The 25678-nt window shown below is 67.7% G+C and carries 18 protein-coding genes; 10 read left to right on the forward strand and 8 right to left on the reverse strand.

Annotation, left to right across the window (positions count from 1 at the left end; all coding sequences use genetic code 11):
- The first annotated feature begins 380 nt into the window (after positions 1 to 380).
- The 6 genes from FHT38_RS04240 to FHT38_RS04265 all read left to right on the forward strand — a co-directional run bounded on the left by FHT38_RS04240 (position 381) and on the right by FHT38_RS04265 (position 6761).
- Positions 381 to 1202: a flagellar biosynthesis protein gene (locus tag FHT38_RS04240; RefSeq protein ID WP_183490183.1), complete on the forward strand. Its 822-nt coding sequence runs from the start codon at positions 381 to 383 to the stop codon at positions 1200 to 1202.
- Positions 1203 to 1223: 21 nt separating this feature from the next.
- Positions 1224 to 1937: an RNA polymerase sigma factor FliA gene (locus tag FHT38_RS04245; protein WP_091725006.1), complete on the forward strand. Its 714-nt coding sequence runs from the start codon at positions 1224 to 1226 to the stop codon at positions 1935 to 1937.
- 144 nt (positions 1938 to 2081) lie between these two features.
- Entirely contained in the window at positions 2082 to 3371 is a 1290-nt protein-coding gene (locus FHT38_RS04250) for a methyl-accepting chemotaxis protein (protein ID WP_183490186.1), read from the forward strand.
- A 36-nt stretch (positions 3372 to 3407) separates the two neighbouring features.
- The gene (locus tag FHT38_RS04255) at positions 3408 to 5237 is read left to right on the forward strand and encodes a P-loop ATPase, Sll1717 family (protein WP_183490188.1); all 1830 of its coding nucleotides are present in this window, start codon (positions 3408 to 3410) and stop codon (positions 5235 to 5237) included.
- Positions 5238 to 5538: 301 nt separating this feature from the next.
- A complete protein-coding gene (locus tag FHT38_RS04260) occupies positions 5539 to 6039 on the forward strand; it encodes a hypothetical protein (RefSeq protein WP_183490192.1) in 501 nt (166 codons plus the stop codon).
- 35 nt (positions 6040 to 6074) lie between these two features.
- A complete protein-coding gene (locus FHT38_RS04265; RefSeq protein WP_183490196.1) occupies positions 6075 to 6761 on the forward strand; it encodes a GNAT family N-acetyltransferase in 687 nt (228 codons plus the stop codon).
- A 20-nt stretch (positions 6762 to 6781) separates the two neighbouring features.
- Here the strand turns inward: FHT38_RS04265 and FHT38_RS04270 are convergent, their stop codons facing one another.
- Positions 6782 to 7954 carry a Fic family protein gene (locus FHT38_RS04270; RefSeq protein WP_183490199.1) on the reverse strand — a complete coding sequence of 391 codons (1173 nt, stop codon included), beginning with the start codon at positions 7952 to 7954 and terminating at the stop codon, positions 6782 to 6784.
- Positions 7955 to 8288: 334 nt separating this feature from the next.
- Between FHT38_RS04270 and FHT38_RS04275 the strand changes: the two genes are divergently transcribed.
- Positions 8289 to 9533 carry a DUF445 domain-containing protein gene (locus FHT38_RS04275; RefSeq protein WP_255488597.1) on the forward strand — a complete coding sequence of 415 codons (1245 nt, stop codon included), beginning with the start codon at positions 8289 to 8291 and terminating at the stop codon, positions 9531 to 9533.
- 60 nt (positions 9534 to 9593) lie between these two features.
- Here the strand turns inward: FHT38_RS04275 and FHT38_RS04280 are convergent, their stop codons facing one another.
- A complete protein-coding gene (locus tag FHT38_RS04280; protein ID WP_221213733.1) occupies positions 9594 to 11021 on the reverse strand; it encodes a hypothetical protein in 1428 nt (475 codons plus the stop codon).
- Positions 11022 to 11468: 447 nt separating this feature from the next.
- Between FHT38_RS04280 and FHT38_RS25580 the strand changes: the two genes are divergently transcribed.
- Both FHT38_RS25580 and FHT38_RS04290 read left to right on the forward strand, forming a co-directional pair.
- Positions 11469 to 13997, forward strand: coding sequence for an Ig-like domain-containing protein (locus tag FHT38_RS25580; RefSeq protein WP_183490208.1), 2529 nt, complete (start codon positions 11469 to 11471; stop codon positions 13995 to 13997).
- Positions 13998 to 14109: 112 nt separating this feature from the next.
- Positions 14110 to 14625, forward strand: a complete 516-nt coding sequence (locus FHT38_RS04290; protein ID WP_183490211.1) for a DUF1697 domain-containing protein — start codon at positions 14110 to 14112, stop codon at positions 14623 to 14625.
- A gap of 21 nt (positions 14626 to 14646) precedes the next feature.
- Here FHT38_RS04290 and FHT38_RS25230 read toward each other — a convergent pair whose 3' ends face one another.
- Genes FHT38_RS25230 through FHT38_RS04305 form a run of 3 tightly spaced genes read right to left on the reverse strand, consistent with a single transcriptional unit; the run spans position 14647 to position 19283 of the window.
- Positions 14647 to 16638 (reverse strand): diguanylate cyclase, encoded by a 1992-nt coding sequence (locus tag FHT38_RS25230; protein WP_255488598.1) that lies wholly within the window; start codon positions 16636 to 16638, stop codon positions 14647 to 14649.
- Positions 16639 to 16695: 57 nt separating this feature from the next.
- A complete protein-coding gene (locus tag FHT38_RS04300; protein ID WP_091722460.1) occupies positions 16696 to 18903 on the reverse strand; it encodes a bifunctional diguanylate cyclase/phosphodiesterase in 2208 nt (735 codons plus the stop codon).
- On the reverse strand, positions 18900 to 19283 hold the full coding sequence (locus FHT38_RS04305) for an Hpt domain-containing protein (protein WP_254783199.1): 384 nt from the start codon (positions 19281 to 19283) through the stop codon (positions 18900 to 18902). The genes FHT38_RS04300 and FHT38_RS04305 overlap by 4 nt, the downstream gene beginning before the upstream one ends.
- Before the next feature lie 246 nt (positions 19284 to 19529).
- Here FHT38_RS04305 and FHT38_RS04310 point away from each other — a divergent pair, with 246 nt between their 5' ends.
- Positions 19530 to 21194 (forward strand): ATP-binding protein, encoded by a 1665-nt coding sequence (locus FHT38_RS04310; protein WP_183490214.1) that lies wholly within the window; start codon positions 19530 to 19532, stop codon positions 21192 to 21194.
- Positions 21195 to 21243: 49 nt separating this feature from the next.
- Here FHT38_RS04310 and FHT38_RS04315 read toward each other — a convergent pair whose 3' ends face one another.
- The 3 genes from FHT38_RS04315 to FHT38_RS04325 all read right to left on the reverse strand — a co-directional run bounded on the left by FHT38_RS04315 (position 21244) and on the right by FHT38_RS04325 (position 25668).
- Positions 21244 to 21861: a response regulator gene (locus FHT38_RS04315; RefSeq protein ID WP_254783200.1), complete on the reverse strand. Its 618-nt coding sequence runs from the start codon at positions 21859 to 21861 to the stop codon at positions 21244 to 21246.
- 98 nt (positions 21862 to 21959) lie between these two features.
- A complete protein-coding gene (locus FHT38_RS25585; RefSeq protein WP_183490217.1) occupies positions 21960 to 24485 on the reverse strand; it encodes a sensor histidine kinase in 2526 nt (841 codons plus the stop codon).
- 37 nt (positions 24486 to 24522) lie between these two features.
- On the reverse strand, positions 24523 to 25668 hold the full coding sequence (locus tag FHT38_RS04325) for an EAL and HDOD domain-containing protein (protein WP_091722475.1): 1146 nt from the start codon (positions 25666 to 25668) through the stop codon (positions 24523 to 24525).
- Between the last annotated feature and the right edge of the window lie 10 nt (positions 25669 to 25678).

Here is a 25678-nt window from a genome sequence, read left to right on the forward strand (position 1 = left end):
AACACCCCCTCCTGACTCCCTCGCCCGCTTGCTTGCGGGAGAGGGTGGGGGTGAGGGTGGTGGCCGTCCCCGAACGCCTCGAACCTGGGAAGAGCCATGCTCTTCCCTTCTGTCGTTGGGGCTTTGTTAACCCGACGTTGCAGCATGGTGGTCAACTTGTCCTGTGCGCGACCCAGGCCGGCAACGGCCTGAAGTCGCCGGGCCAGAGGCAAGCGAGGGCGAAAGCGGCAGAGAAAAGCGGGGTGTTTCCCCCTTTCAATTCCGCGTCGAAGGGTGGCCCCCGGGGCGAAACTTCCGGTAACGGCTCCAGCAATGGCGCTTTCCTGACAGAGGGAAACGACCGCTGGAACCCAACACGTAAGACGACACAGAGCAGCCCAATGCGCGATTTCAGCAATGCTCCCAAGGACCAGGCCGACGGCCTGCGACGCCTCTTCGCCACCGCGCGGGTGCGGGTGGTGCCGGTGGTGAGCAATCCGCATGTCGTGGGCAGCGGGGCGCTGCTCGAAGGCATGTGCGCCGCCTTCGCCGAGCTGGGTCTGCACACGCTGGTGGTGGACGCCGGCGAGCAGGCCTCGGCGCCGTCCGACCTCGCGGCGGTGGACCTGGCGGCCTGCGTGGAGGCGCTGTCGGCCAAGGTGTCCTTCCTGGCCGCGCGCGGACTGCCGCTGCGCTACATCAACGCCAACGGCTCGGCCGCCCAGTTCCTGGAAGCGGTGACCGACGCGGCCCCGTTCGCGGACGTGATCCTGCTGCACGCCAGCGCGGCCGAACTGAGCCGCGTGCTGGTCTCGCGCGAGGTGCGTCCGGTGCTGCTGGCCGACACCGACGTGCAGAGCGTGACCTACGCCTACGCCGGCATGAAGTGGTTGACGCAGCGGGCGGGCCTGATGGTCTACAGCCTGCTGCTGGCCTGCAATCCGCAGCTGCGCCTGGCCGAGCGGATCGCGCAGCAGCTTTCGAGCTGCGGCGATGGTTTCCTCGGCGCGGTGCTGCGCGAGTGGGCCTGCCTGGATCCCCGCCAGCCGGTGACGGCGCCGTTGACGCACGAGATGCGTCACATGGCGCGCGAGCTGCTGCTGGCGTCGGTGCCTGGCGCGGCGCTGGACAGCGCCGCCGATGCGATGCCGCTGCGTCCGCGGCCGATGTGGCAGCCCAAGGCCGGCCGCGCCCCGCTAGGCGTGACCCTGGCTGCGCATTGACCCCGGATGGGAGACGAGACGATGTACACCGCCAAGGGTCAACTCGACAACAACTCGCTGATCCGCCAGTACAGCCCGCTGGTGCGCCGCCTGGCGCATCAGATGATCGCCAAGCTGCCGGCCAATGTGGAACTGGACGACCTGATCCAGGTCGGCCTGATCGGCCTGACGGACGCGCTGTCGCGCTTCGACACGGCGCAGGGCGTGCAGTTCGAGACCTTCGCGACGCAGCGCATCCGCGGCGCGATGCTCGACGAGTTGCGCGGTAGCGACTGGATGAGCCGCGGCAACCGGCGGCAGCAGCGCTCGATCGAGAGCGCGGTGCACAAGCTCGAGCAGAAGCTGGGCCGCCCGCCGCAGGAATCGGAGATCGCCGCGGAGATGGGCATCTCGCTGGGCGAGTACCAGGAGATGCTGGGCAAGGTACGCGGCACGCAGCTGGTCTATCTGGAGGACATCTCCGGGGATGACGACAGCGACGACTACCTCGACCGCCACGTCAGCGACGAGTCGGCCGATCCGATGTCGATGCTGCGCGACCACCGCATGCGCGAGGCGCTGGTGGAGGCCATCAAGAACCTGCCGGAGCGCGAGGGTTACGTCATGTCCATGTACTACGAACATGACATGAACCTGAAAGAGATCGCCGCCGTGCTGAAGGTGACCGAATCGCGGGTGTGCCAGCTGCACAGTCAAGCGATTGCCCGATTGCGCGTGAAGCTGCGCGACTGGTAAAACGGGCCGCACAGCGGCCGCAGTCCTTGTGGTCCAAACACCATGGGGGAGCGTCCGATGTGGGACTCATTGCGCAGGCGAGCCGGGAAGGCGTCGCCTGACGCGTCGGAGGGCGGCGCCGGGATCGGCCCGCGCGAGCCGACGATGCAAGGCAAGACCACCACCGTCGTCCGGGAACTGTCGGGCGGCGTGTCCAAACTGGGCCGCGACGCGGCCGAAGTCCGCGGGCTGCTGGAGGACACGCAGAAGGTCGTGACCTCGCAGGCGCAGGCGATGCAGGCGCTGGGCGCGGAGCTCGAGCAGGTCCGGCACGCGCAGGACGGCATCAACCAATCGACGAACCAGACCCGCGAGGCGGTGGGGCGCGCGCGCACGGCGCTGTCCGGCGTGGGCGACGAGGTCGGCGAGATCGTCTCGACGCTGCGGCTGGTGAGCGACGCGGCGTCGGAGATCACGAAGATCGCGCTGCAGACGCGGCTGGTCGCCTTCAACGCGTCGGTCGAGGCCAAGCGCGCCGGCGAGGCCGGACGCGGTTTCGGCGTCGTGGCGGACGCGGTGAAGGACCTCGCGGCGCAAGTCGAGGCGTCCTCGAAGGCGATCATGGGCACGGTGGGGACGCTCGATTCGCGGATCGAGAGCTTCAGCCGCGAGTTGCGGGCGGACGGCGCGGGAGGCGCCGCGCAGAGCAAGATCCACCAGGCCTTCGCGGATGTGGAGGTCGACGTGGACCTGATCGCCAAGTCCGCGCAGGAGAGCCAGGCGACGACGCAGCTGCTGGCGGCGCGCTCCGGCGAGCTGGGCGTCGAGATCCAGCAGGCGATGCGCAAGCTCGACTCGGCCTTTGCCTGCAGCGACCGCTTCCTGCGGCTGTCGGAGCAGATGATCGAGCAGATCGCGTCGAGCGGCGTGGAGGTCGAGGACTCGCCGTACATCCAGGCGGTGCAGGAGGCGGCGGCGGAAATCTCAGCGCTGCTCGAGCGCGCGGTGGCGGAACGCAAGATCGACGCCGCGGCGCTTTTCGACGAGCACTACCAGCCGATCGCCGGCACCGATCCCCAGCAATTCACCACGCGCTTCACGCAGATCGCGGACCAGCTGTTCCCGCAGGTGCAGGAACGGATGCTGACTTTCTCGGACAAGGTGGTGTTCTGCATCGCGGTCGACCGCAACGGGTATGTCGCGACCCACAACAAGCGATATTGCCAGCCACAACGGGCCGGGGACACGGCCTGGAACACGGCCAACAGCCGATATCGCCGGATATTCAATGACCGCACCGGGCTGGCGTCCGCCCGGAATCAACGGCCATTCCTCCTGCAAACCTACCGCCGCGATATGGGCGGCGGGAATTTCGTGCTGCTCAAGGAGGCGTCGGCGCCGGTCACCGTTGCCGGGCGGCACTGGGGCGGGGTGAGGTTGGCGTTTGGTTTCTGAATGGCTTTCTACTAACGAAAATTAAAGGGAGGGAAGATGGCCGATAAAGAATCAAAAAAGTGGTTGCCGGTGGTGGGGCTGAGAGAGCCATTTAATGATGCTGTGAATTACAAAACGCGGCAAGAGAAAGAATTTTTTAGTCAAATTTTCCTTAAAACAAGTGACGTCTCTGCAATTCTGGGGTCATCAATTTATTATCTTATCGGAGAAAAGGGGTCCGGTAAGACAGCCTATGCTGTTTATTTGGATAATAATACCGTGGAGGATACCAGATGCCGCTTGTCCACGATGACCGAAACCCAATATAAAAGGTTCATTGCGCTCAAAAAGAAGGGGCAGTTGGAGTATAGCGACTACGCGAATATCTGGCGACCCATGCTACTAAACATGATGGCGCAAGCTTTGGTGGCCAAGTCGAAGGGGTTTTTGCAAAGCGTCACCGGCAAGTTCGACGCCGTAGAGCAGGAAATTGAACGTTTCAACGAAGATTCTTTGAACCCTGAGGTGGAAGTGGCGTTCGAGATGACAGCTGAAGCCAATACTTCGCTGTCCGTTGGGAACGATAAGGCTCTACAAGCTTCCGCTAAAGATCTCCAGCGCTCAGTCGAAAAATCGCAAAGCGTTCGCCATCATCTGTTGGAGACGGAAACTCGATTGAAGGGCGCACTCGGAGATTTGCGTCTTGCGCGGAATCACGTTCTCTTTGTCGATGGCATCGATTATCGACCTGAAGACGTTCCGTATGGCGACTATTTGGAGTGCGTCAAAGGACTCGGCGAAGCGGTCTGGCAGTTAAACAACGACTTCTTTGCAAATATTCGGGATTCCAGAGGGCGTATGAAGGTGGTGCTTCTGGTACGCCCCGACGTCTTTCATAAGCTCAACTTATATAATTCGAACTCTCGCCTTAGAGATAATTCGGTTCTTCTCGATTGGTCAACAACGGAGCTTGCGCTCCGCGATTCACGGCTCTATGAAGCAACTGGTAAGTTCTTTTCCAGTCAACAAGGCTTCTTGGTTACGCCGATTGAGGCTGCTGATAATTACTTCAATTCGGCCGATTCCAATACTATTTTCAAGAGGCTGTTACGTACCACCTTTCAAAAGCCGCGAGACTTGTTGACCTTCATTAAGATTGCTAGGCGCATTCATGCAAGGCGCGGTGCTCTTGTTGCAAGTACCAGTTTTGAATCCCAGATTGTTAGAGATCCGGACTATACGAAGGAATATGCTGATTACCTCTTGGGGGAGGTGCGGGACTATTCTGATTTCTACATGACTCCCGATGATTTTCAGCTCTACGTTAAGTTCTTTCAATATTTGAACGGTAAAACGGAATTTTCCTTTGATGAATTTTCAGCGGCCTATAAAAAGTTCAAGGCATGGATCTCCGGGGAGAAGCTACATGCAGTGGAGTACATTCGTGATCCTGAAGCGCTTCTTCAGTTCTTCTTTGACGTGAATGTCATCGGATATCGGGAGGAGATGGGAAACGAGCGCGAGAAGTTTGTTCATTTTTCTTTTCGCGAGAGAACATTGAACAATATTGCTCCAAAAGTGAAGGTTTCTGCCATCTTGGTGGTGAATCCGGGGGTTGCGAAGGCCTTGGATATTGGCTTGCGGCCCAAACTGCAAGAGAGTGCGGAAAAGGAGTTGCGAAGGCGTCGTCGAAATAAGTCGAAGCGGAGTCATCCACGGCCGACTGCCTCGATCGATGGCCAAAAGTTCGGTAGGGCAATGCCCATTGCATCAGCTAGCTCCAAAGCCGCGCCGTCGGGACGTTCTCCGATTGAACAGGGCCCGCAAGCGCGGAAGCGCCGAAATGTGGTGAAGCCTAAAGGTGGGACGGGTAATACAGGCCGATGATTCGAAGCCAAATACTGGACTCAGTTGGCGTGTCTACTGAATTGAGTGGAAACAGAAGAACTTTGGCGAGTTTGTGTGATTTTCTATCGGGCGCGATTGGAGGAAGATTCGTTTAGGTGCTCAAAACGCCTCTCATCTGGCGGCCGCAGTTGCGACGTCTCATATTCGCCGTTCCGCGGGCGAGATGGACCATTCCGTGAGGGTGGTCGCACGTTAGATGAGCGTGTTTTGACATCTCGCCCACCCTCCTTAATAGGTGACCGGTGGACGTCCCTCAACGTTGTTTATTGAAGGACTCCGAATGATCCCCGCTGAAACCATCCGCGCTTTGGCCGAAACCGGATTTCGAATCTCCGAGCAAATCGCCCTCGATCATGTCGATGTTGAATTCGATCGGAAGAAATTGCCCTTCAAGGCGAAGCGCCTGCGCACGCCGCTTCTGAGCCGTAAACCCTTGTGCGACGACACCGAATACACGCGCATGGTGCTGCGGGAGGCGTCCGTCATTCCGCCGCGGCACAAGCCGGCCGCTATGCGCGATGGCGATCCCGCTGAAGCGCTGCTCGATCCGTCGATCACCGTTGGCGCCGCGATGTTCAACGTGCGCGATCGACTCACGCTCCTGGCCGCGCTGCTGCGCGATTCCATCGTCACGATGGAGGACCCGGACTGCCTGTGGGGTCGGATCCATGTCGCGAGCCGGGATCTCGTGCGGGAAGCGCTCAGCAATCTCGCCGTCGTCGAAATTGGCGCGCTGGAGGAGCACACTCGCCAATCGCATGGCGCGCTGCAAGCGGCGTGACGCCCCTCCATCCCTCTCACTGCCACCCCAGCCCGATGTTTTCACCGACCTCGCAAACCGCCGGCCTGCTTGACTCCGGCGTCCTCGAGCGCTCTGTTGCCGCTCAAGCCTGGACCTGCGGCTGGGCGATTTCCCGGGATACGCCACCGCCGATGCAGCGGACCGGATATTGGGAGGTCCGCGTCGGAAAGCCGGAGCAAACCACGCGATACGTCCTGCCGCATCTGGATCGCGAGGTCCTTGAGCAACTCGTCGCGAAGGAGTCTGCGGCCGGCACCTGGCTGAAAGTCTGCGCGCCAATGGAGAGCGTGTCGCCGTTGCTCTCCAAGGACTGGAAGATCCACGCCCCGGAGTTCCTGATGAGCGTCGCGCTCGCACGCGGCGCCGAGTCGCTCGCAGCGGGTTACCGCGTCCAAATCGAACGGGTCGGCGCGCTGCTGCGGGCGACCGTCCTCACCGACGAAGGCGATCTCGCGGCGAGCGGTCAAGCCGCTCTCGACGGCGCCTTCGCCACCTTCGATCAGATCGTGACCGATGAAGCGCATCGGAGAAGGGGACTCGGACGGGGCGTGATGGCCGCGCTGACGAATGGCGCGCTCGATCATGGGGCGCGGCATGGCGTGCTGGTGGCCACCGAGGCGGGCGCCGCGCTGTATGCCGTCTTGGGTTGGACCACGGTGTCACCGGTCACGGCGGCCTCGATGCCGGTGGACTTGGGCTGAGCGATTCGTACTGGCTCGGATCAAGCGACAACGGCGCGCGGAATGAAGCCTTGGTCCGTCAGCGCCTTGATCACGCCGCGCAGCAGCGTGCTGCTGCTGAATCCGATGGTGTACTGACGCGCCTCCGGATGGGTGGGCTGGAGCATCCCGTTCGCAAGCAACTTGCGGATCTGATAGGTACGCTGAGCCGGGGAACTCTTCGGCATGGCATCGGCGAGGTCTGCCGACCTCACGACCTTCCGGAGAACGGCGACCTTCAGAACGCTTTCCTCTTGCTCGGTGATCCATTGCCTTTCGCGCGCGTGAGCGATCGCGGGAAGCAGGATCTCGGCCGTGAGGTTCCGGTAATCGGACAAACGATCGACCTTGTTCAACTCGTCTCTCACACCAGTCAACACATAGGTGCACCACGTCTCGAGCGCGGCATCCGTCCCCTTGTCTGCCAACGAAAGCATCGCGTAGTACTTCTCCCGGTCAGCGCAGAACACCGCCGCTGGATTCAATAGACGTCCGTCCTCAGCGGTCATTCGGAACCCGTACTTGATGAGGAGCGCGTAGGTGAAGAGGCGCACGACGCGGCCGTTGCCGTTGCCGAACGGATGGATCCAGGCAAAGCGATGGTGCGCGAGGGCCACCTTCATCAGGTCGTACTTGCGCTGGTCGTCCCGATTGACGAAGTCGACCAACTCTCCCATGTAGGCCCCGATCCGGACGGCATCCGGGGGCGCGTGCTCGGACATCGCGATGCCGACAGACCCGCTCCGGTAGGCCCCAGGCGTCTTGTCGCCTTCGCGCTCCAGTCCATCGACGGTCATCGCGTGAAGACCGCGGATGAAGTGTTGGCTCAGCGCGGAGCCGGGCTCGAGCCCCGCATCGATCTCGTCCATCGCATGCTCGATGTTGGCGATCTCCCGCAACGAGTCGATCTCTTGATCAGCACGTTGCAAGGACGCAGGCCCCCCGAACTTGGTCTCCACGTAGTCCGCCAGCGTGGTGTGGTTGCCTTCGATGCGAGCGGAGGCGAGGCTCTCCAGCAGATGGAACACCTGCTTGAGTTGCATGAACACCATCGGCGGCGTCGTTCCGTTGAGCTGCAGTCGTCGCAGGTGTTCCAAGTCGGTGAGGACGTCCAGCAGCGGCGACGAGAAGCTGGGATTGAGGAGCCGCAGCGGATGGTCCAGAAAGGTCGCCATGTGCGTAGGAAGTGAAATGGGTGAATTCGATATGTTGAATTTGACGGGAATTCTTTAGTGCTGACAATGACTTGGCGATGTAGCCATCCGGCAGCAAGTTGAATCGCGTCGGAGCGGATGTTGAATCGATGGACATGCGCCAGTCGGATCCCGGTCGGTTTGATGAGAACCCGGAGCGTGTCCGAAGCACCTTTTGCCCTGCGCTGGTGATACAAGGTCCGGTCCATCGCTCCGCCGGCAGGCTGCCCCAGGCATCAATCCTGCTGCCCCGTCGCCGATGCCCTTGATCGACTCCCCCGCCCCTACCGACCCCCGCGCCGCCGACCTCCGCCGCATGAAGCTGGTCGCGCTGGGCTGCCTGCTGGCCTCGCTGGCCGGGCTGGCCGTCAGCCTCGTGATGGGGGCCCAGGGTCCCTGGGCCTGGCTCAAGGCCTTCTGCGAAGCCGCCGCCATCGGCGGCCTGGCCGACTGGTTCGCCGTCGTCGCGCTGTTCCGCCATCCACTGGGCCTGCCCATCCCGCACACCGCGCTCATCCCGCAGGGCAAGCACCGCATCGCCGACAGCCTGGCCGAGTTCGTCCGCGACAACTTCCTGCATCCCGAGGTACTGCTCCAGAAGCTCGAGATCCTCAACCCGGCCGAGCGCCTCGGCCAGTGGCTGCGCGAGCCGGCCAACCTCGCGCAGGTCACCGGCTCCGTCCGCGCCATGGCCATCGAGGGCATCTCGCTGCTTCACGAGCAGGCGGTGCGCCGCGCCATCGGCGAGTTCCTCGTCGCCCGCGCGCTGTCCTGGAACGCCACCGCCACCGCCGCCTCGGTGCTGGACGTGCTGACCAAGTCCGGCCGTCACCAGGACGTGCTCGACGGCGCCTTGTCCAAGCTGCGCGACTACCTCGCCACGCCGGAGGTGCGGATGCTCGTCGCCGCGCGGCTGGTGAAGTTCGCCCGCGCGCAGTGGCCGAAGGCGACCTCCCTCGTCGACACGATCGCCAACGTCGACAAGATGGCCGACAGCCTGTCCGACAAGCTCGCGCTGCAACTGGTCGAGGAAGTCCAGACCGCGCTGTCGCAGCCCGATCACTCGGTGCGGCGGCAGTTCGACGACTGGATCCACGAATTCATCGAGCGCCTGCGCCAGGACCCGGAGTTCGCGCGCGAGGTGAACGCGATGAAGGACCGCGTCGTGCAGAGCGACGACGTGCGCGCCTACCTCGACGGCGTCTGGACCGAAGTCCGCGCCACCATCGAGCGCGACCTGCAGCGCGAGGACTCCGTGCTGATGCGGCACCTGGACCATTCGCTCGCCGGGCTCGGCGACCGGCTGAGCCGGGACCCGTCGCTGGTGGAGGCGATCAACGCGCATGTGCTGTCGGCCGCCGGCCGCATGGTCGGCGGGATGCGCGAGGGCGTCACGCGACACATCGCGTCGACGGTCAAGTCCTGGGACGACCGCAGTCTCGTTCGCCAGATCGAGCTGAGCGTCGGCCGCGACCTGCAGTTCATCCGCCTCAACGGCACGCTGGTGGGCGGCGTGATCGGGCTGCTGCTCTACGCGGTGACGGTGGTGATGCAGCGGTGAGGCGCCAAGCGTTGCCGATCATGCAACGGGCGTTGCGCAATCGGCAACGCCCGCGGGTGATCACAACGCCTTCAAGAACACCACAAGGTCCTTCTTCTCCTGCTCGGTGAGCTGGGTCTCCAGCACCAGGTTGAAGAACTCCACCGAATCCTCCAGCGTCAGCAGCCGGCCGTCGTGCAGGTAGGGCGGCGAGTCCTTGATGCCGCGCAGCGGGAAGGTCTTGATCGGGCCGTCCATGTTGGCCATGCGCCCATTGATCATCCTCGGCTTGAAGAAGCGCTCGGTCCGCAGGTTGTGCATCAGGTTGTCCGTGTAGTACGGCGGCGCGTGGCAGCTCGCGCAGGTCGCCTTGCCGAAGAACAGCTGCTGTCCGCGCAGTTCCTGCTGCGACGCCTTCCTCGGATCGAGCTTCCCGTCGATGCCCAGCTTCGGCGCCGGCGGGAAGTCCAGCAGGGCCTGGAACTCCGCCATGAAGTGCACCTGGCTGCCGCGCTCCAGCACGTTCACGCCCTTCTTCGTCGCGATCACCGGATCGCCGTCGAAGTAGGCGGCGCGTTGCTCGAACTCGGTGAAGTCCTCCACCGTCTTCAAGGCCCGCTGCGAGCCGAACAGCCGCTGGATGTTGACCCCGCGCAGCGTCGGCGTGTCGATCCGGTGCCGGAACGGCTGCGGTCGGATGTCGCCGACCAGGTGCGTCGACGCGTTCGTGTGGCCGTTGGCATGACAGTCCAGGCACGCCACGCCCCGGCTGGGCTTCAGCGTGCGCCGGTCGTCGGTCTGGTTGAACTGCTGCTGCGGGAACGGCGTCACCAGCAGCCGCACGCCTTCCAGCTGCTTCGGGTTCAGCACGCCGTTGAACAGCCGGAAGTAGTTGTTGATCGTCACCAGCTCGCCCTTGGACACGTCGCCCAGGTCGGGCCGCGTCGTCAGGAAGATCGGCGCCGGAAACTCCGGCAGGAAGTGGTCGGGCAGGTCGTAGTCCAGGTCGAAGCGCGTCAGGTCACGGTCGATCTCCTGGCGCCGGATCTCGTCGATGTGGAACTTCGGGAAGACCATCCCGCCCTCGGGATGGTTCGGATGCGGCAGCGGCAGGAAACCCTTGGGGAAGAGGTCTTTGGCCTTGATGTCGTCCGGACTCATCGCCGCCAGCTGCTCCCAGCTGACGCCGCGCGGCAGGCGGACCCGCACGCCGTCCTGGAGGACCTTGCCCTTGGTCATCGTCGCGCCCGGGGACGGCCGGTTGGCCAGGTCGTAGCGTTCGTTGAGCAGGTCCGCGTGTTTCCGCGCCAGGCCGGGTTTCGCGGCGCTCATGCGCTTGACGACGCTGTCGAAATCCTCGGTGATGACGACCGGCATGTAGCTGGTCGGCGGCGCGGCGGTTTCGCCCATCGCGGTGTTCGTGGCCAGGGGCACGGAGGCCACCGCGGCGGCGGTGCCGAGCAGGGCCGGCCAATGCCAGCCCCCACGGCGGGGTGCGCGTGAAGTCATGTCTTCTCCCTTTCCGGTGGACGGAGCGCCCTCGCCGGTCCTGCACGCGGCGGCAAGCGCGGTTCCCGGCCGCGACAGGAACCGCGCGATGGTGCGCCACCGCACACAGGAGCAAGGACTGACCCCAAGGAATGTGATCGCGACCTCTGCGGGCCCTCGCGACACAGCCAGACACGACCGTAGTCGATCGCGTCGCCCGATCCAAATAGAACCTCGTGATGCGATCGATAGCCGCCGCCTCGCTGCTGATTGATGTGTGAGCGTCCTCTGTTGGAGCAGGAGGCACCGCAGGAATTGGCTTTTCTCGACCATCGAACTGGAGGTCCGGGTTCAGGAGACTGACCGCCTCCTCATTCCGATGGTCAGCCAACTCACGCCATGTCTCATCACTTTGTTCCCACGCCTGCCGTCCGACCGCTGGAACGGGCGGCTCCGACTCCCGACCCGGTGACCCGCGCCGCGCCAGGCCGCCGTCGGGACGACGAAGAGGCCGAAGCCGCCGCGGAGCCGTCCGTACCGCCAGCAGAGACTGCCGCGACGGGTGCCACGCCCGCCAACGCGACCCCGGCGCCGACCGGAGAGGCAGCCGCGCCAGTCGATGCGCCTGCCACCGCCGACACCGGCGCGCCGGCCGATGAGAACGACCCGCTGCGAAGCAGCCGATCCAGCGCGATGCTCGCGGCGGGCCTGGGCCTGCTGGGCGTTGCCGGCGCGGCAGCGGCGGGCGGGTCGGGCGGCGGGTCCAGCTCGACGACGCCGATCACCATTGATCCGCCGAAGCCGGAGCAGCCGAAGCCGGAAGAAAAACCGGATCCGAAGCCCGAGCCTCAGTCCGATCCGAAGCCGGACCCCAAGCCCGAGCCTCAACCAGACCCGAAGCCGGACCCCAAGCCCGAGCCTCAACCAGACCCGAAGCCGGACCCGAAGCCTGAGCCTCAGCCAGACCCGAAGCCGGATCCGAAGCCTGAGCCTCAGCCAGACCCGAAGCCGGATCCGAAGCCTGAGCCTCAACCCGATCCGAAACCGGACCCGAAACCCGAGCCTCAGCCAGACCCGAAACCCGAGCCTCAGCCAGACCCGAAGCCTGACCCGAAGCCCGAGCCCGAGCCCGATCCGAAGCCGGACCCGAAGCCCGAGCCCGAGCCCGAGCCCGATCCGAAGCCTGACCCGAAGCCCGAGCCGGACACCGAGCCGCCTGCCGCGCCAGTCCTGGCCCTGATGAACGACACCGGCACCAGCGGATTCGATCGCGTCACCCGCGACGCGACCGTGCTGGTATCCGGCCTGGAGCCGAACGCGAGCTGGCGTTATTCCTTGGACAACGGGCAGACCTGGCGGGACGGCAAGGACGGCGCGATCCCCGCATCGGCGTTCACGCACGACGGCGACTGGAAGGTGCTGGTGCGCCAGGCCGATGCCGCCGGCAATCACAGCGAGGTGCGATCGCTCGAATTCAAGCTGCTGACCTCGGCGGCCAAGCCGACGCTGCGGCTCAGCGAGGACACCGGCGCGACCGTCTTCGCGGATCCGGCCGGCATCTCCCTGCATGACGGCGTCACCCGCGACGCCACCGTGCTGGTGGCCAACCTGGATCCCAACGCCAAGTGGCAGTACAGCATGGACGGCCTGTCCTGGTTCGAAGGCAGAGACGGCCGCGTCGAGCCCGGCTTCTTCGGCGACCACGACGGCGCCAAGATCGTCCATGTGCGTCAGCTCGACACCGCCGGCAACATCAGCCAGATCGAGACGCTGCAGTTCGTCCTCGACACGAAGGCGGACGGTCCGGCCGTGGTCCGCCTCGTCAACGACAGCGGCGTGAGCAGCACCGACTGGCTGACCAACGACGGGCGGCTCGAGCTGGTCCTGGCCCCGGGCAAGACCTTCAGCTACACCTTCGACACCGGCCACTGGGGCTCCGGTGGCGGCGCGGCCGGCAACATCGTGCCCATGCCCGCCGACCTCCCGGACGGCGCCCGCTGGGTGGACCTCCGTGTGTACGACGGCGCCGGCAACGGCACGCTGCAGCGGGTCAACTTCCAGCTCGATCGCACGCCGCCGCCCAAGCTCGGCGCGACGCTGCTCAACGACACCGGCGCCAGCGCCACCGACGGCATCACGCAGGACGCGACGATCCAGGTCACCGGGCTCACCGCGGGCAACCGCTGGCAGTACCGCATCGCAACCCGGGGCGACCAGTGGTTCGATGGTGACGACTCGATGCGGATCGAGAACTCGGCCTATGGCGGCGACGGCGTCAACTGGGTCGACATCGCGCAGGTGGACGCCGCCGGCAACCGCAGTGAGTTCACGCACCTGCGCTTCGAACTGGACCGTGTTGCCCAAGCGCCGAAGGTCTGGTTGAAGGACGATACCGGCGCGAGCGCCTCGGACTTCTTCACCGCTGACAGCACCGTGGTCATTGGCGGCCTGGAGGCCGGCGCGAGTTGGTGGGCCACGGGACTCAACGGAGCCACGTATTCGGGCACGGCCCTCGGAACCCTCAACAGCGAAGTCGCGGTACCACCCTTGAACGGATCGATCCGCTTCCGGGCCCGGCAGACCGACTTGGCCGGCAACACCAGCGACTTCTCTACCGTTTTGCAGGCTTACGTGACCACGAAGGACGTGGCCGACGCTCGCAGGCCGGTACTGCGCTCAGGCGAGAGCAAGACCATGAGCGGCACCGATCACCAGGACACCTTCGTGATCGATGCGACAGGTCTCTCCCAGGACCTGCGGATCACCAACTACTCCAGGGAGCAGAACGACGTCCTCGACCTGAGCCATGTCGTGACGCTCGTCGCCGGTCAGAAGATTGGCGATCGCGTGCGCAAGGAGGAGATTGGCAGCGGCGCTCTCGGCGTTGAGCTGACCTGCACCGCCAACGACGGGACCTTCTGCCTGGTGGCGATGTGGAACACCTCCGGCTCCGACACCATCCTCATCCGCACCGCCGACGGCCTGCACGTCCTCTGAGCCCGGGACGGGCGTGACCCCCGCGGCGAGCGCCGGCGTCCTCTAGACTCCGGCGCTCGTTCCGTTCTGGGCCGCGAGGCCCAGTCCCCGTCCCGTCCTTGTGGAGCCCGCCATGCCCCGATACGTCGCCTTCCTTCGCGGAGTCAGCCCGATGAACGCGAAGATGCCGGACCTGATCCGCGCCTTCGAGGCCGCAGGCTTCACGCGCGTGAAGACGGTGATCTCCAGCGGCAACGTGGTGTTCGACCACGACGGCGCGCCGGTCGACGAGCTCGAGCGCCGCGCCGAACAGGCGATGACCGACACGCTGGGCAAGACCTTCGGTACGACGGTCCGCCCGGTCGAGCACCTGCGCCGGATCGTCGACGCCGACCACCATGCGCCGTTCCAGCCGCCGTCCGCGGCCAAGCCGCTGATCACCTTCCTGAAGCGCCCGCACGAGTTGCCCGTCTCGCTGCCGCTGGAAGGCGAGGGCGCCGCGATCTGCAAGCTGGAGGGCGTCGAGGTCTACAGCCACTACCTGCCCAACGACAAGGGCCCGCTGTTCATGACCATGCTGGAGAAGACCTTCGGCAAGCAGATCACGACCCGCACCGTCGACACGGTGCGCAAGTGCATCAAGGCCTGAGGACAGATCGGGCGGCGCCGCTCAGGCCACGCAGGCCCGGTTCTTCCCGGTGCGCTTGGCCTCGTAGAGCGCCTCGTCGGCGCGGTCCAGCGCCTGCTCCATCGTCTCGCCCGCCCGGAACAGCGTCACGCCGGCCGAGAAGGTGACGAACACATCGCGCCCCTCGTGCATGAACAGGCTGGCCGACAGCGAGCGCTGCAGCCGCAGCAGCACCGCCTGCGCTTCCTCGAGCGGCGCCTCCGGCAGGATCAGCACGAACTCCTCGCCGCCCCAGCGCCCGACCTTGTCGCCGGGCCGCAGCAGCCCCGACACCCGCGCCGCCAGCGACTTCAGCGCCTCGTCGCCGGCCGCGTGGCCCAGGTTGTCGTTGAGCTTCTTGAAGTTGTCGATGTCCAGCAGCGCCAGCGCCAGCGGCTTGGGATCGCGCTCGAGCTTGGCGCGTTCGGTCTCGAAGGTCGCGATCAGGCCCCGCCGGTTGGCGATCTGCGTCAGCTGGTCGGTCTGGACCTCGCTGGAGAGCTTGCGCAGCTCGCCCTCGAGCTGCTCGACGCGCTCGGCCAGTTGCGCCGCGCGGTCGTGCTCCTCGCGCAGCCGGCCCTGCGTGGTCTGCACCAGCGACTGCACGCTGCGGCTCTCCTCGACCATCTCGCGCACCACGCCGGCCAGGCTCTCCAGCGAATCCGCCTGCTCGATCACGGTGGCGTACTTGCCGACGCTGTCGCTGAAGCGGTCGGTGTGCTGGCCGAGCTCGCCCAGCTCCTGCAGCATCCGGTTGATCAGGCCCTTGAGCGCGTCGCGGGCGCGGCTGCGCTCCTCGCGCAGGCTGTGCTGGCGCTCGCGGGTGCTGTGCAGCAGCTCGCTGACCGAGCGCACGCTGCGCGCCGTCAGCCCCTGCGCCAGCGTCTGGCCCATGGCTTCGCACTGGCCCTGCGCCCAGGAGTCGTCCTCGGCCAGGTCGGCCAGGCTGCCGGTCAGCTCGCCGCAGAGCTTGCCCAGCTCGTTGAAGGCGTGGTTGCGATGGTCCAGCCAGCGCCGCGCGCGGATGCACAGCGCGTCCATCTGCGCGGCGCGCTCGGGCGTCGCGCCGTCGCGGACCAGCTCGGCATGGGCCACGCCCAGCGCATCGATCAGTTCCTGCGCGCGCAGGTCGTCCGCGGCGAGGGCATGCCGCACCGTGCCGTTCAGGTGGGTGCCGACCTCGGGCCACGATTGCAGGCCCGGGCCGGTGCCGGCGGACGCCGCCGCGCCCGGCGCGCCCATCAGCGTGTCCAGCGAGCCGTAGCGGCCACCCTCGGCCGACGCGGGCCGGCCGTCGTCGACCGCATGCGCATCCGCGGGCGGTTGCGCGCTTTCCTCGTCGGTGAAGAACTGCGTCGGCGTGCCTGCGCGGTCTTCGTCGTCGAGCGCGTCCTCGCCGTCTTCACCGTCCTCGTTGGCCGACACCGCGCCGCCGGTCGCGGCCCCCAGGCCAACGGTCGACGGCAACTCATCCAGCGGCGCGGGCTGCGTCTCGACGCGCGCGTCGCTGACGTCCGAATCCCAGCTCGCCACCAGCTGCCGCAGCCGCAGCGTCAGCCGCTGCGGGTCACTGCGATTGCTCTGCAGCACGCGCAGCACGCCGTCCTTCTTGCGCGCGAGCGTCCACTGCCGTCCGCCGCGTTCCAGGCCGCGCATCAGCCGCTCGATCAGCTGCGCCAGCTGCTCCGCCTGCGCGCCGGGGCCGTGCGTCTGCTGCAGCGCCTCCAGCGCGCGCTGCAGTTCGTCCCAGCGGCCTTCCTTGAGCTGCGTCGCGAAACCCTGGCGCTGCTGCGGATCGGGCACCGCCAGGCCCAGCAGCCGCGCCATCGAGGCCTGCGCGCGTTCGGGCATCTGCGTCGACGCGCCCCCGCGCACCGGCTCGCCGGCCTCCTGCGCGTAGGCACGGGCGTAGTTCTCGGGGGTCGGCTCCAGCTTGTCCAGCGCCAGCCGGCGCAGGGCCGCTTTTGCCAGGAGAGCGGGGGGCTGCTGCGGCATCGGTCGGGGCTCGGTGAAACGGGGGAGGGCGCTGGCGGCTCGCGGCACGCGACCGGATCAGCGCATCGGGCTTTCGTCGCCGACCTCGGTGGTCGGCAGGATCCAGGGCGCCTTGCGCGGCAGCACCGTCTGGGCCAGCCAGCGCTCGAGCTCGTCGGGCGGCAGCGGCTTGCTGAACAGGAAACCCTGCATCAGGCTGCAATCGAGCCGGCGCAGCACTTCCATCTGGCGCAACGTCTCGACGCCCTCGGCGATCACCTGCAGGCCCAGCGAGCGCGCCAGCGCGATGATCGCGGTCACCACGGCGGAACTCTGCGGCGTGATGCCCAGGTCGCGCACGAAGCTGCGGTCGATCTTCACTTCCGAGATCGGCAGCGTCGTCAGGTAGGCCAGCGAGGAGTAGCCGGTGCCGAAGTCGTCGATCGAGATCTCGACGCCGACCTCGTTGAGCCGGTGCAGCGACGGGATGACGCTCTGCAGGTCCTTCATCAGGCCGGTCTCGGTGATCTCGAGCTGGATCGCGCGGTGCGGCACGCCCCACTGGCTGACGAACTGATGGATGTGCTCGACCAGGTCCGAGCGCTCGAACAGCCGGTTGGGCAGGTTCACCGCGATCGATTCGCTGAAGCCGAAATTCAGCTGCCAGACCTTGGCCTGGCGCGCGGCCTCGCGCAGCGCCCATTCGGACAGCGGCACGATCAGGCCGGTTTCCTCGGCCAGCGGGATGAATTCGCCGGGCGGCACCAGCTGGTTGCCGCGGCGCCAGCGCATCAGCGCCTCGGCGCCGACCATGCGGGCGGTGCGCACGTCGATCTTGGGCTGGTAATGCAGCACCAGCTCGTCGCGCTCGATCGCCTTGTGCAGCGCGGATTCGAGCTCCAGCTTCTCGCGACCGCGGCCCGCCAGCATCGGCGAATAGAGCGCCGAGGCGTTGCGGCCCTGGTTCTTGACCGCGTACATGGCCACGTCGGCGTTGCGCAGCAGGTCGGCCATGGTCAGGCCGTCGCGGGGGTAGAGCGCGATGCCGACCGACGCGGTCACGAAGCACTCCTGGCCGGCGATGAAGATCGGCTCGCGCAGCGCGTCCAGCACCCGGTCGGCGACGCGCTCGGCATCGCCCTCGTCGCCGACCTCGGGCAGCAGCGCCACGAACTCGTCGCCGCCCAGGCGGCCGACCGCCTCCAGCGTGCGGTGCGAGCGGGTGCCGACCGACTCCAGCATGCCTTCCATGACCTGGTCGCTGTGGCGCACGCAGGAGCGCAGGCGGCGGCCGACTTCCATCAGCAGGTCGTCGCCGGCGGCGTGGCCCAGCGTGTCGTTGATGACCTTGAAGCGGTCCAGGTCGATCAGCAGCAGGCCGACCTCATGGCCCATGCGACGGCCGGCCTCGATGGCGCGCTCGGCGCGCCACATCAGCTGGCGGCGGTTGGGCAGGCCGGTGAGCGCGTCGAAGTTGGCCAGCTCGCGGATGCGGTCCTCCGCCATGCGGCGGTCGGTCACGTCCTGGATGACGCCGGTGTAGCCGCAGGCGTTGCCGTGCTCGTTGAACTCGGGCTCGGCCTCGATGTGGATGACGCGCTTGCGGCCGTCCAGCAGCGTGAAGGGCAGGTCGGTCACCAGGACCGAGTTGTGGGCCACGACATCGCGCAGCAGCCGCATGAACAGCAGCCGCTCCTCGCGCGGCACCATGCGCATCACGCCGATGAAGTCCAGCGGATCGGCCGGCCCGCGGCCGAAGACGCGCAGCGCCTCGTTGGCCAGCTTGAAGCCGTGGCCGGTCTGCCATTCGAAGCTGCCCATGCGGGCCAGGTCCTGCGCGCGCGCCAGCTTGGACTTGCTGCGCTCCAGTTCCTGGCGGGTGCGCGAGCTGCGCAGCATGTAGCGCAGCCGGCCGGCCAGCAGCCGCCACTGCGTGGACTTGACGAAGAAGTCGGTCGCGCCGGCCTGGTAGGCGCGGTTGATGGAGGCCTCGTCGTCCAGGCCGGTCAGCATCAGGATGGGGGCGTTCTCGAAGCCGGGCAGGGCGCGCAGGCGCTCGCAGGTCTCGAAGCCGTCCAGGTCGGGCATCAGCGCGTCCAGCACGATGAGCTCGGGCGTCCACTGGGTCACCAACTGCAGCGCCTGCTGGCCGCCGGTCAGCGCGGTGACCTCGAAGCCGTGCTCCTGCAGCGCGGCCTCGATCAGCATCAGGTTGACCGGGTCGTCGTCGACCAGCAGGACGCGTGGCCGTTCGATCAGTTCGCCTTCCTTCACGACGCGGCTCATCGCTGGGCTTGCACCAGTTGCTGCATCGCCAGCCGGGCGGCGGCGATGTCGTCCAGGGCGATGCCGATCAGGTCGGCCAGGCCGTCCTCGTGCCCGGCACGGGCCAGGCCTTCGATCTCGGCGCAGCGCTGGGACAGCACCGCGGCGCCCAGGCTGGCCGCGGCGGATTTCAGCGTGTGCGCCACGTGGCGCAGGCCGTTGAGGTCGCGCGGCGCGTCGCGGCCCTGCGCGAGCACCTGCTCCTGCTGGTCCAGCGATTTCAGGAAGGCGGCCACGACACGCTCCAGCAGATGGTTCACGCCCTCCGGGTCCAACTCGCGCAGACGGGCGAGGGCCTGGTCGTCCAGCACGGCGGGTTCGGGCTGAGTCCGGGAGGGCATGGTCGTGGCGTGGTCCGGTGACATCTTCTGATCATGGCGCCGCATGGACGTTCCACGCGGAGTTGCGGGCCATTGTCGTTCACCAGGAGGATGGAGTCGTGGGAAAAAGCCGTCAATTCTGGTGTTCTTGGGGCTGTCGCTCGGGGTAAGTCCCGGGTCCGGTGTGGCGTCGGCGCCTCCGCGCCGGGATGGTGCGATGGTGAATCCTCGGTGAGTGGCTGGTGAGGCCTACATACAATGGCCCGCATGAACAGGTTGGGGGACGCCGCCGCTCGTCGTCGGCCATGGAAGGGTGCCGCGCTGGCCTTGGGGCTGGCGGTCGTGGCCCTGCTCCTGCTGCTGGCGTTGAACCTCGAGCCGTCGGGCCCCGGCCTGGTGCTGACCGCCGTGATGGCGGGCGCGGCGCTGATGATCTTCGTCGCCGCGCTGACCTGGCACCTCGCGGTGCGCTTGGCGCGCGCCCAGTTCGGCGAGCTGCTGCGCGAGAGCCGCCAGCAGGCCCAGGCGCTGACGCAGCTGCAGCCCGACTGGCTCTGGCAGACCGACGCGCAGCATCATCTGGTGCGCTGGCAGGCGTCGACCGGCGCGCCGGCGTCGAGCTGGGCCGGCACGGCGGTGAACGGCGCGGTGACGCAGCGGCTGTGGGAGCGCTTCGAGCCGCTGGCCGGCGCGGACGGCCCGGACAGCGTGCCGCAGGACGTGCGCGCCCGGGTCGAGCCGGGCCACTCCTTTGAACGGCTGCGCGTCGTCGACGCCCAGGGACGGCGCTGGGAACTCCGCGCGCAGGCCACGACCGATGCCGCCGGCCGCTTCGCCGGTTTCCTGGGCGCGGCCCGGGCGCTGGACGAGGCGCCGCCGGCTGTCGACACCGACACCGCCGCGGCCACCGCGCCCGCTCCGGGCGCCACCGACTGGCTCCAGGCCCTGCCCGGTCCCGCCTGGCTGCTCAGCGGCGACGATGGCGCCTCGACCCGCCTGATCGATGTCAACGACGCGGCCCTGCAGATGATGGGCGGCTCGGAGGCGCGAGGCCAGCTGTGGCGCGCTTGCGAGGAACGCCTGCCCGAGGAACTGCGCCAGGCGCTGGCGCAGCCGGACCTCCAGTCGGGCAGCGCCTGCGGCGCCTGGTGGCTGTGCCTGACGGCGCTGCCGCATGGCGGCGGCACGCTGCTCAGCCTGTGGCCGCAGGGCGCGGCGGAGACGGTGCCCGCGGCCCTGGCGATGCAGGCCGCGGAGCAGGCGCGCGCGGACCAGGCCTCGTTCAGCTACACCGTGTCGCACGACCTGCGCGCGCCGCTGCGCGTGGTCGAGGGCTTCACCCGCATCCTCAAGGAAGACTACGGCCGGTTGCTGGATCGCGCCGGCAACGACCACCTCGATCGCGTGCTGGGCGCCTCGGCGCGCATGCACAGCATGATCGACTCGCTGCTGGCCCTGTCCCACCTGTCCTCGCAGGCGCTGCGGCACGAGACGGTGGACCTGTCGCTGCTGGCCGGGCAGGTGGTGGACGAACTGCGCCGCGCGTCGCCGGGGCGCGAGGTCGAGGTCGAGGTGCAGCCCGGCCTGCGGGTGCAGGGCGATCCGACGCTGCTGCGCATGGTGCTGGAGAACCTGCTGGGCAACGCCTGGAAGTACAGCGGCAAGCGCGAGCACGCAGTGATCCGCTTCGAGGCCGAGCAGCGCCAGGGCGAGCGCGTCTTCGCCGTCAGCGACAACGGCGCCGGCTTCGACATGCGTTTCGCGGACCGCCTGTTCGGCGTCTTCCAGCGCCTGCACAGCGCGAGCGACTTCCAGGGCACCGGCGTGGGCCTGGCCTCGGCGCGGCGCATCGTGCGCCGGCACGGCGGCGACATCTGGGCCGAATCCGAAGTCGGGCAGGGCGCCCGCTTCTACTTCACCCTGCCGAGCTGAGACCGGTCCGCGCGCTTGCGTCGCGGGCCGCGTGGCGGTCCGAAGGCCATCAACTGCCGAGCGCGAGCTGCTCGACCGCCTCGACGACGCGGCGCGCCTGTTCGCCGAGCTCGATGCGCTGCTCGGCGGCCATGCGCTCCAGTCGCGCCAGCGCCTGCGCGCGGGTCAACGAATAGCGGTGCATCAGCACGCCCAGCGCCATCGCCTCGACCACGGCCAACGCCGAGGCCGGCTCCAGTGCCGGTGCGGGCGGCGCCGCGTCGGCGCGGGCGGGCCGGTTGGCGAAGGCGGCCTCCACGGCGGGGACGATCTGGTGGATGTCCAGCGGCTTGACCAGGTAGGCCAGCGCGCCCAGTTCCTTGACCTTGGCGACGGTGGCCTCGTCGGCGAAGGCCGAGAGGAACATGAAGGGCAGCTGCAGGTAGTCGCGCAGGTAGCCGGCCACGTCGAAGCCGGTCATGCCTTCCATGCGGATGTCGAGCAGGGCGAGGTCGGGGCGGTGCTGTCTGGCGATGAGGATGGCGTCGTCGCCGTTGTCGGCGTCCAGGACCTCATAACCGGCCTGGGCCAGGCCATGCGTCAGGGTGGCGAGCACCAGCCGGTCGTCGTCCACGACCAGGATGCGGCCCTTGCCGCTCGCGCCCACGTCCTTGCTCACGCTGTCCACGCTGCTCCCGAATCCAAGGCATCCCCGAGGGGTGACCGGGGATTGTCACCGAAATGCCGCGCATGCCCCGCGCGGCGGGCTGGCCCGGTTGCGAGTCGTCACAAGGCCTCGAGCAACTGCACCCCCGGCGGCCACAGACTGAGCTCGCACACCACCTGCTCGCCGTCCTGTGTCAGGCCCAGCAGCGCGCTGCGGCGCGGCAGCAGCGCGCGCACCAGGCCCAGGCCGGAGACGCCGCCCCGCACCTGCGCCAGGTCGAAGCCCGGCGGCAGCCGCCCGGTGTTGACGATGCGCAGCACCACCTGTTCCGGATCGAAGCGCAGCTCGCAGCGCACCGGCGCGTCGCCGCCATGCTTGACCGCGTTGGTGAACAGCTCGTTGAGCGTCAGCGCGATCGGGATGGCCTCGGCCTCGGGCAGGCCCCAGCGGTGCGACTGCTCGGCCATCGCGCCGTCGACCTCGACCAGGATCTCCCGGCCCGACATCCGCTGCACCGAGCCCATCACCGCCTCGACCACCTTGCGCAGGCGCAGCGGACCCGACATGCCGACCTGCAGCCCGTAGACCTGCGCGATCGCCTGGACCTGGCCGACCGCCTCGTTGATCACCGCCTTGACCTCCGGGCGCCGCGCCGCGATCTGCTGCAGCAGGCCGGCCACGCCCTGGAGGTTGTTCTTGATGCGGTGGTGGACCTCGCGCACCAGCAGCTCGCGCTGCGCGATCGCCGCCTCCAGCCGGGCCGCCTCCTGCGCGCGCTGCTGCGTCACGTCGCTGGCCACCAGCAGCAGCTGCTCCGGCTCGAGCTCGCCGCTGGCATCGTTGACGCCGGCCAGGTGCAGCAGCCGCGCATCCCAGATCCGCGCCTGCCCGCGCACCGTCAGCCGGTACTCGCGCTGCAGCACTTCGCTGCTCTGCAGCGCGAACTCCATGTCGGCGCGGATCGTCTCGGCCTCGTCGCCGCCGCCGAAGAGCGCCTCCAGGCTCGCGCCCAGCAGCTCCTCCTCGGGGCGGCCGGCCAGCGCCGCGGCCGCCTGGTTGATCTGGCGCACCTGCAGCGTGCGGGCGTCGTGCAGGCTGATGGCGATCGGCGCGGCCTCGATGATCCGGTGCAGCGAGGCCTGCGCCTGCAGGCTCTGCGCCTCGGCCTGGCGGCGGCGCTCGATGTCCAGCAGCGCGTAGGTCAGCTGCCGCGAGCCGTCCGGCCCCATCGTCGCCACCGCGTTGCCGACCACCCAGAACTCGCGGCCGTCGCGCGCGACGACGCGGCATTCGAAGGTCTCGGCCTGGCCCTCGGGCAGGTCGTCCAGGTAATGCGTCTGGCGGAACGGATGGTCGGGCGCTTCGGTCGCGACGCTGCTGATCGGCTGGCCGGCGAATTCCGGCAGGTCACCGCCGAACATGCGCCGCGCCGAGCGGTTCATCCACTCGATCCCGTGCCGGCCCACCGTCACGATGCCCACCAGCACCGAGTCCAGCACCGCGCGTTCGCGCTCGGTCTGCAGCTGCAGGGAGTGCTGCAGCAGCTCGTTGCGTTCCTGCGCCTGCTGGTGGTCGGTGATGTCGACGGTCAACACCGAGGTGGTCTTCTGGCCGGAAGCCAGCTGGCCGATCTCCACGCGGGTCATCAGCCAGCGCAGCCCGTGCTCGGGATGCCGCACCGCGTAGCGCGCCACCGTCGGCGTGGCCTGCTTGAGCGCGAGCTGCAGCTTCTCGTATTCGGCGCGCGAGTCGGGCTCGACCATCTCGCGGTTGACGCCCTGCAGCGAGGGGGCCTGTTTCGGGGTGTCCTCGCCGGGCGAGGACGGCGGCGGCGGCGCGCCGGTGCCCGGCCGCGACCAGCCGGCTTCCGGCTGGAAGGTCGCCAGGCCGACGCCGGCCGTGTCCATCAGCGTCTGCAGCTGCTGCTGCGCGAGTTCCAGGTCCTGTTCGGCGCTGCGGTCCTCCAGCATCACCAGCGTGCGCGGGCGCGACCACGGGCCGCTCAAGCGCCGCGCGCGCACGCGGATCCAGCGCCGGCGGTCGCCGGGCGGCGCCAGCAGGGCGTTGCGATGGGATTCCTGGCCCGACTCGGGCGCCTTGGCATGCAGCAAGTCGCGCCACTCGGGCGGCAGCTCGTGCAGGCTGATCGGCATCTGCGGGCTCAGGCGCCGGCACAGTGCGGTGAACGCGGCGTTGAAGCGCAGCAGCAGGCCCTGGTCGTCATGCATCAGTGCCGGCAGCGGGCACAGGTCCAGCCACTGGTCGATCTCCGACTGCATGCGCTCGGCGCGTTCGCGCGCGGCCAGTTCGGTGCTGTGGTCCTGGAGCAGCGCCAGGCCCAGGCCGCCCTCGAGCGGATGCACCCAGGCCTGCAGCAGGTGCTCGCGGCCCTGGTCGTCGACCAGGCGCAGCTCCTGCGCCTTGCCGCTGGGCAGCAGGCGCTGGCCCTGGAGCGAGACCTCGCCCATCAGGCCCTGCAGCCGCGCGTTGGTGAGCAAGGCCTGGCCCTTGGCGTCGAGCACGAAGGCGGGCCAGGGGCCGTCCCAGAGCCCGGCGAGCAGGCCGGGCACGTCCTGCCCGCGCGCCGTGAGCAGCGCGCGCAGGGCGTCGAGGTCGGGGGAGGCGAGGGGGAGTTGGGGCGACACGGGGCGAGTTTAGAAGACCCTCACCCCGCAGCGGTCATCACTCGAGCTGCGCCGCCTTGTGCAGCGCGCGCAGCACGGCGTGGTTGACTTCGTCGGGGCCCAGCATCAGCGTGTCGAGCGCGTCGCGCACGTCCAGCACCGACTCGTTCTCGATCGCCTGCACCAGCTGCAGGTAGCCGTGATACGGCCCGGTCTTGTCGACCAGCGCCTGGCGCACCCGCTCCGGCACCGGGATGGACTGCAGCAGCTTCTCGAACGGCTGCTTCAGCATGTGGTCCAGCAGCGAGAACAGGCCGCAGATGAACATCTCGTCCCGCACTTCGGAGTCGGTCATGCTCTTGGCCAGCTCCTCCATCACCAGGCCGCGGCGCAGCGCGCCGAACATCACCGGGCGCATCGCGTGGTCCTTGCTGGCCGTGGCCAGCAGCAGCGCCAGCCAGCGGCGCAGCCGCGCATAACCCAGCAGCATGATCGCGTGGCGGAAGGAGGACACCTCGACCGACAGGCCGAAGGCCGCCGAATTCATGTAACGCAGCAGCTTGAAGGCCAGGCTGGGATCGCGCTTGAGCGTCTGCTCCAGGCGCTCGACGTCCTCGCCCTGGTCGACCCGCGACATCAGCTCCACGATCACCTGCAGGTCGGCCTGGCCGTCGTTGCGGGTGGCCGGGACGGCCGGGGCCTCGAATTCGCCATGCACGGTCCAGCCGAGCACGCCGGCGGCGCCGCCGTCCAGCGCCTGCTTGAAATCGGCCGCGCTGCGCGCGCCCGAGACCAGCACCGACTTGCCGGCCGGCAGCGGACCACCGCCCAGCTCCTGCAGGTCCAGCACCAGCTGCTTGAAGCCGGCCGCGTCCGAGCGACCCTTGAGCAGCGCGCCCCGCACCTGGGCCTGCGCGGCCAGGTCGGCATCGGACAGCAGGAAGGCCGGCACCTCGACCTTCATGTTGCCGGGCAGGGCCGCGGCCAGCAGGCCCTTGAGCAGCCCCTCGTGCGCCACGTTCAGCAGCACCGGCCTGGCCGGGAAGGCCTCGGCCAGCGCCGCCAGCAGGGCCGACGCGTCGGGCGTGGCTTCAGGGCGAAGCGCGAACACGGTGACGCGTGTGGCTTCGATGTCGAAGGACTTGGAAACCAGGGGCGCGTAGCCCAGGGCCACTTGGCCCAGCACGGCGTGTGTCGAGTTCATGCAGATCGGC

It is taken from the genome of Mitsuaria sp. BK041 (assembly GCF_014193085.1).
Taxonomy (GTDB): domain Bacteria; phylum Pseudomonadota; class Gammaproteobacteria; order Burkholderiales; family Burkholderiaceae_C; genus Roseateles.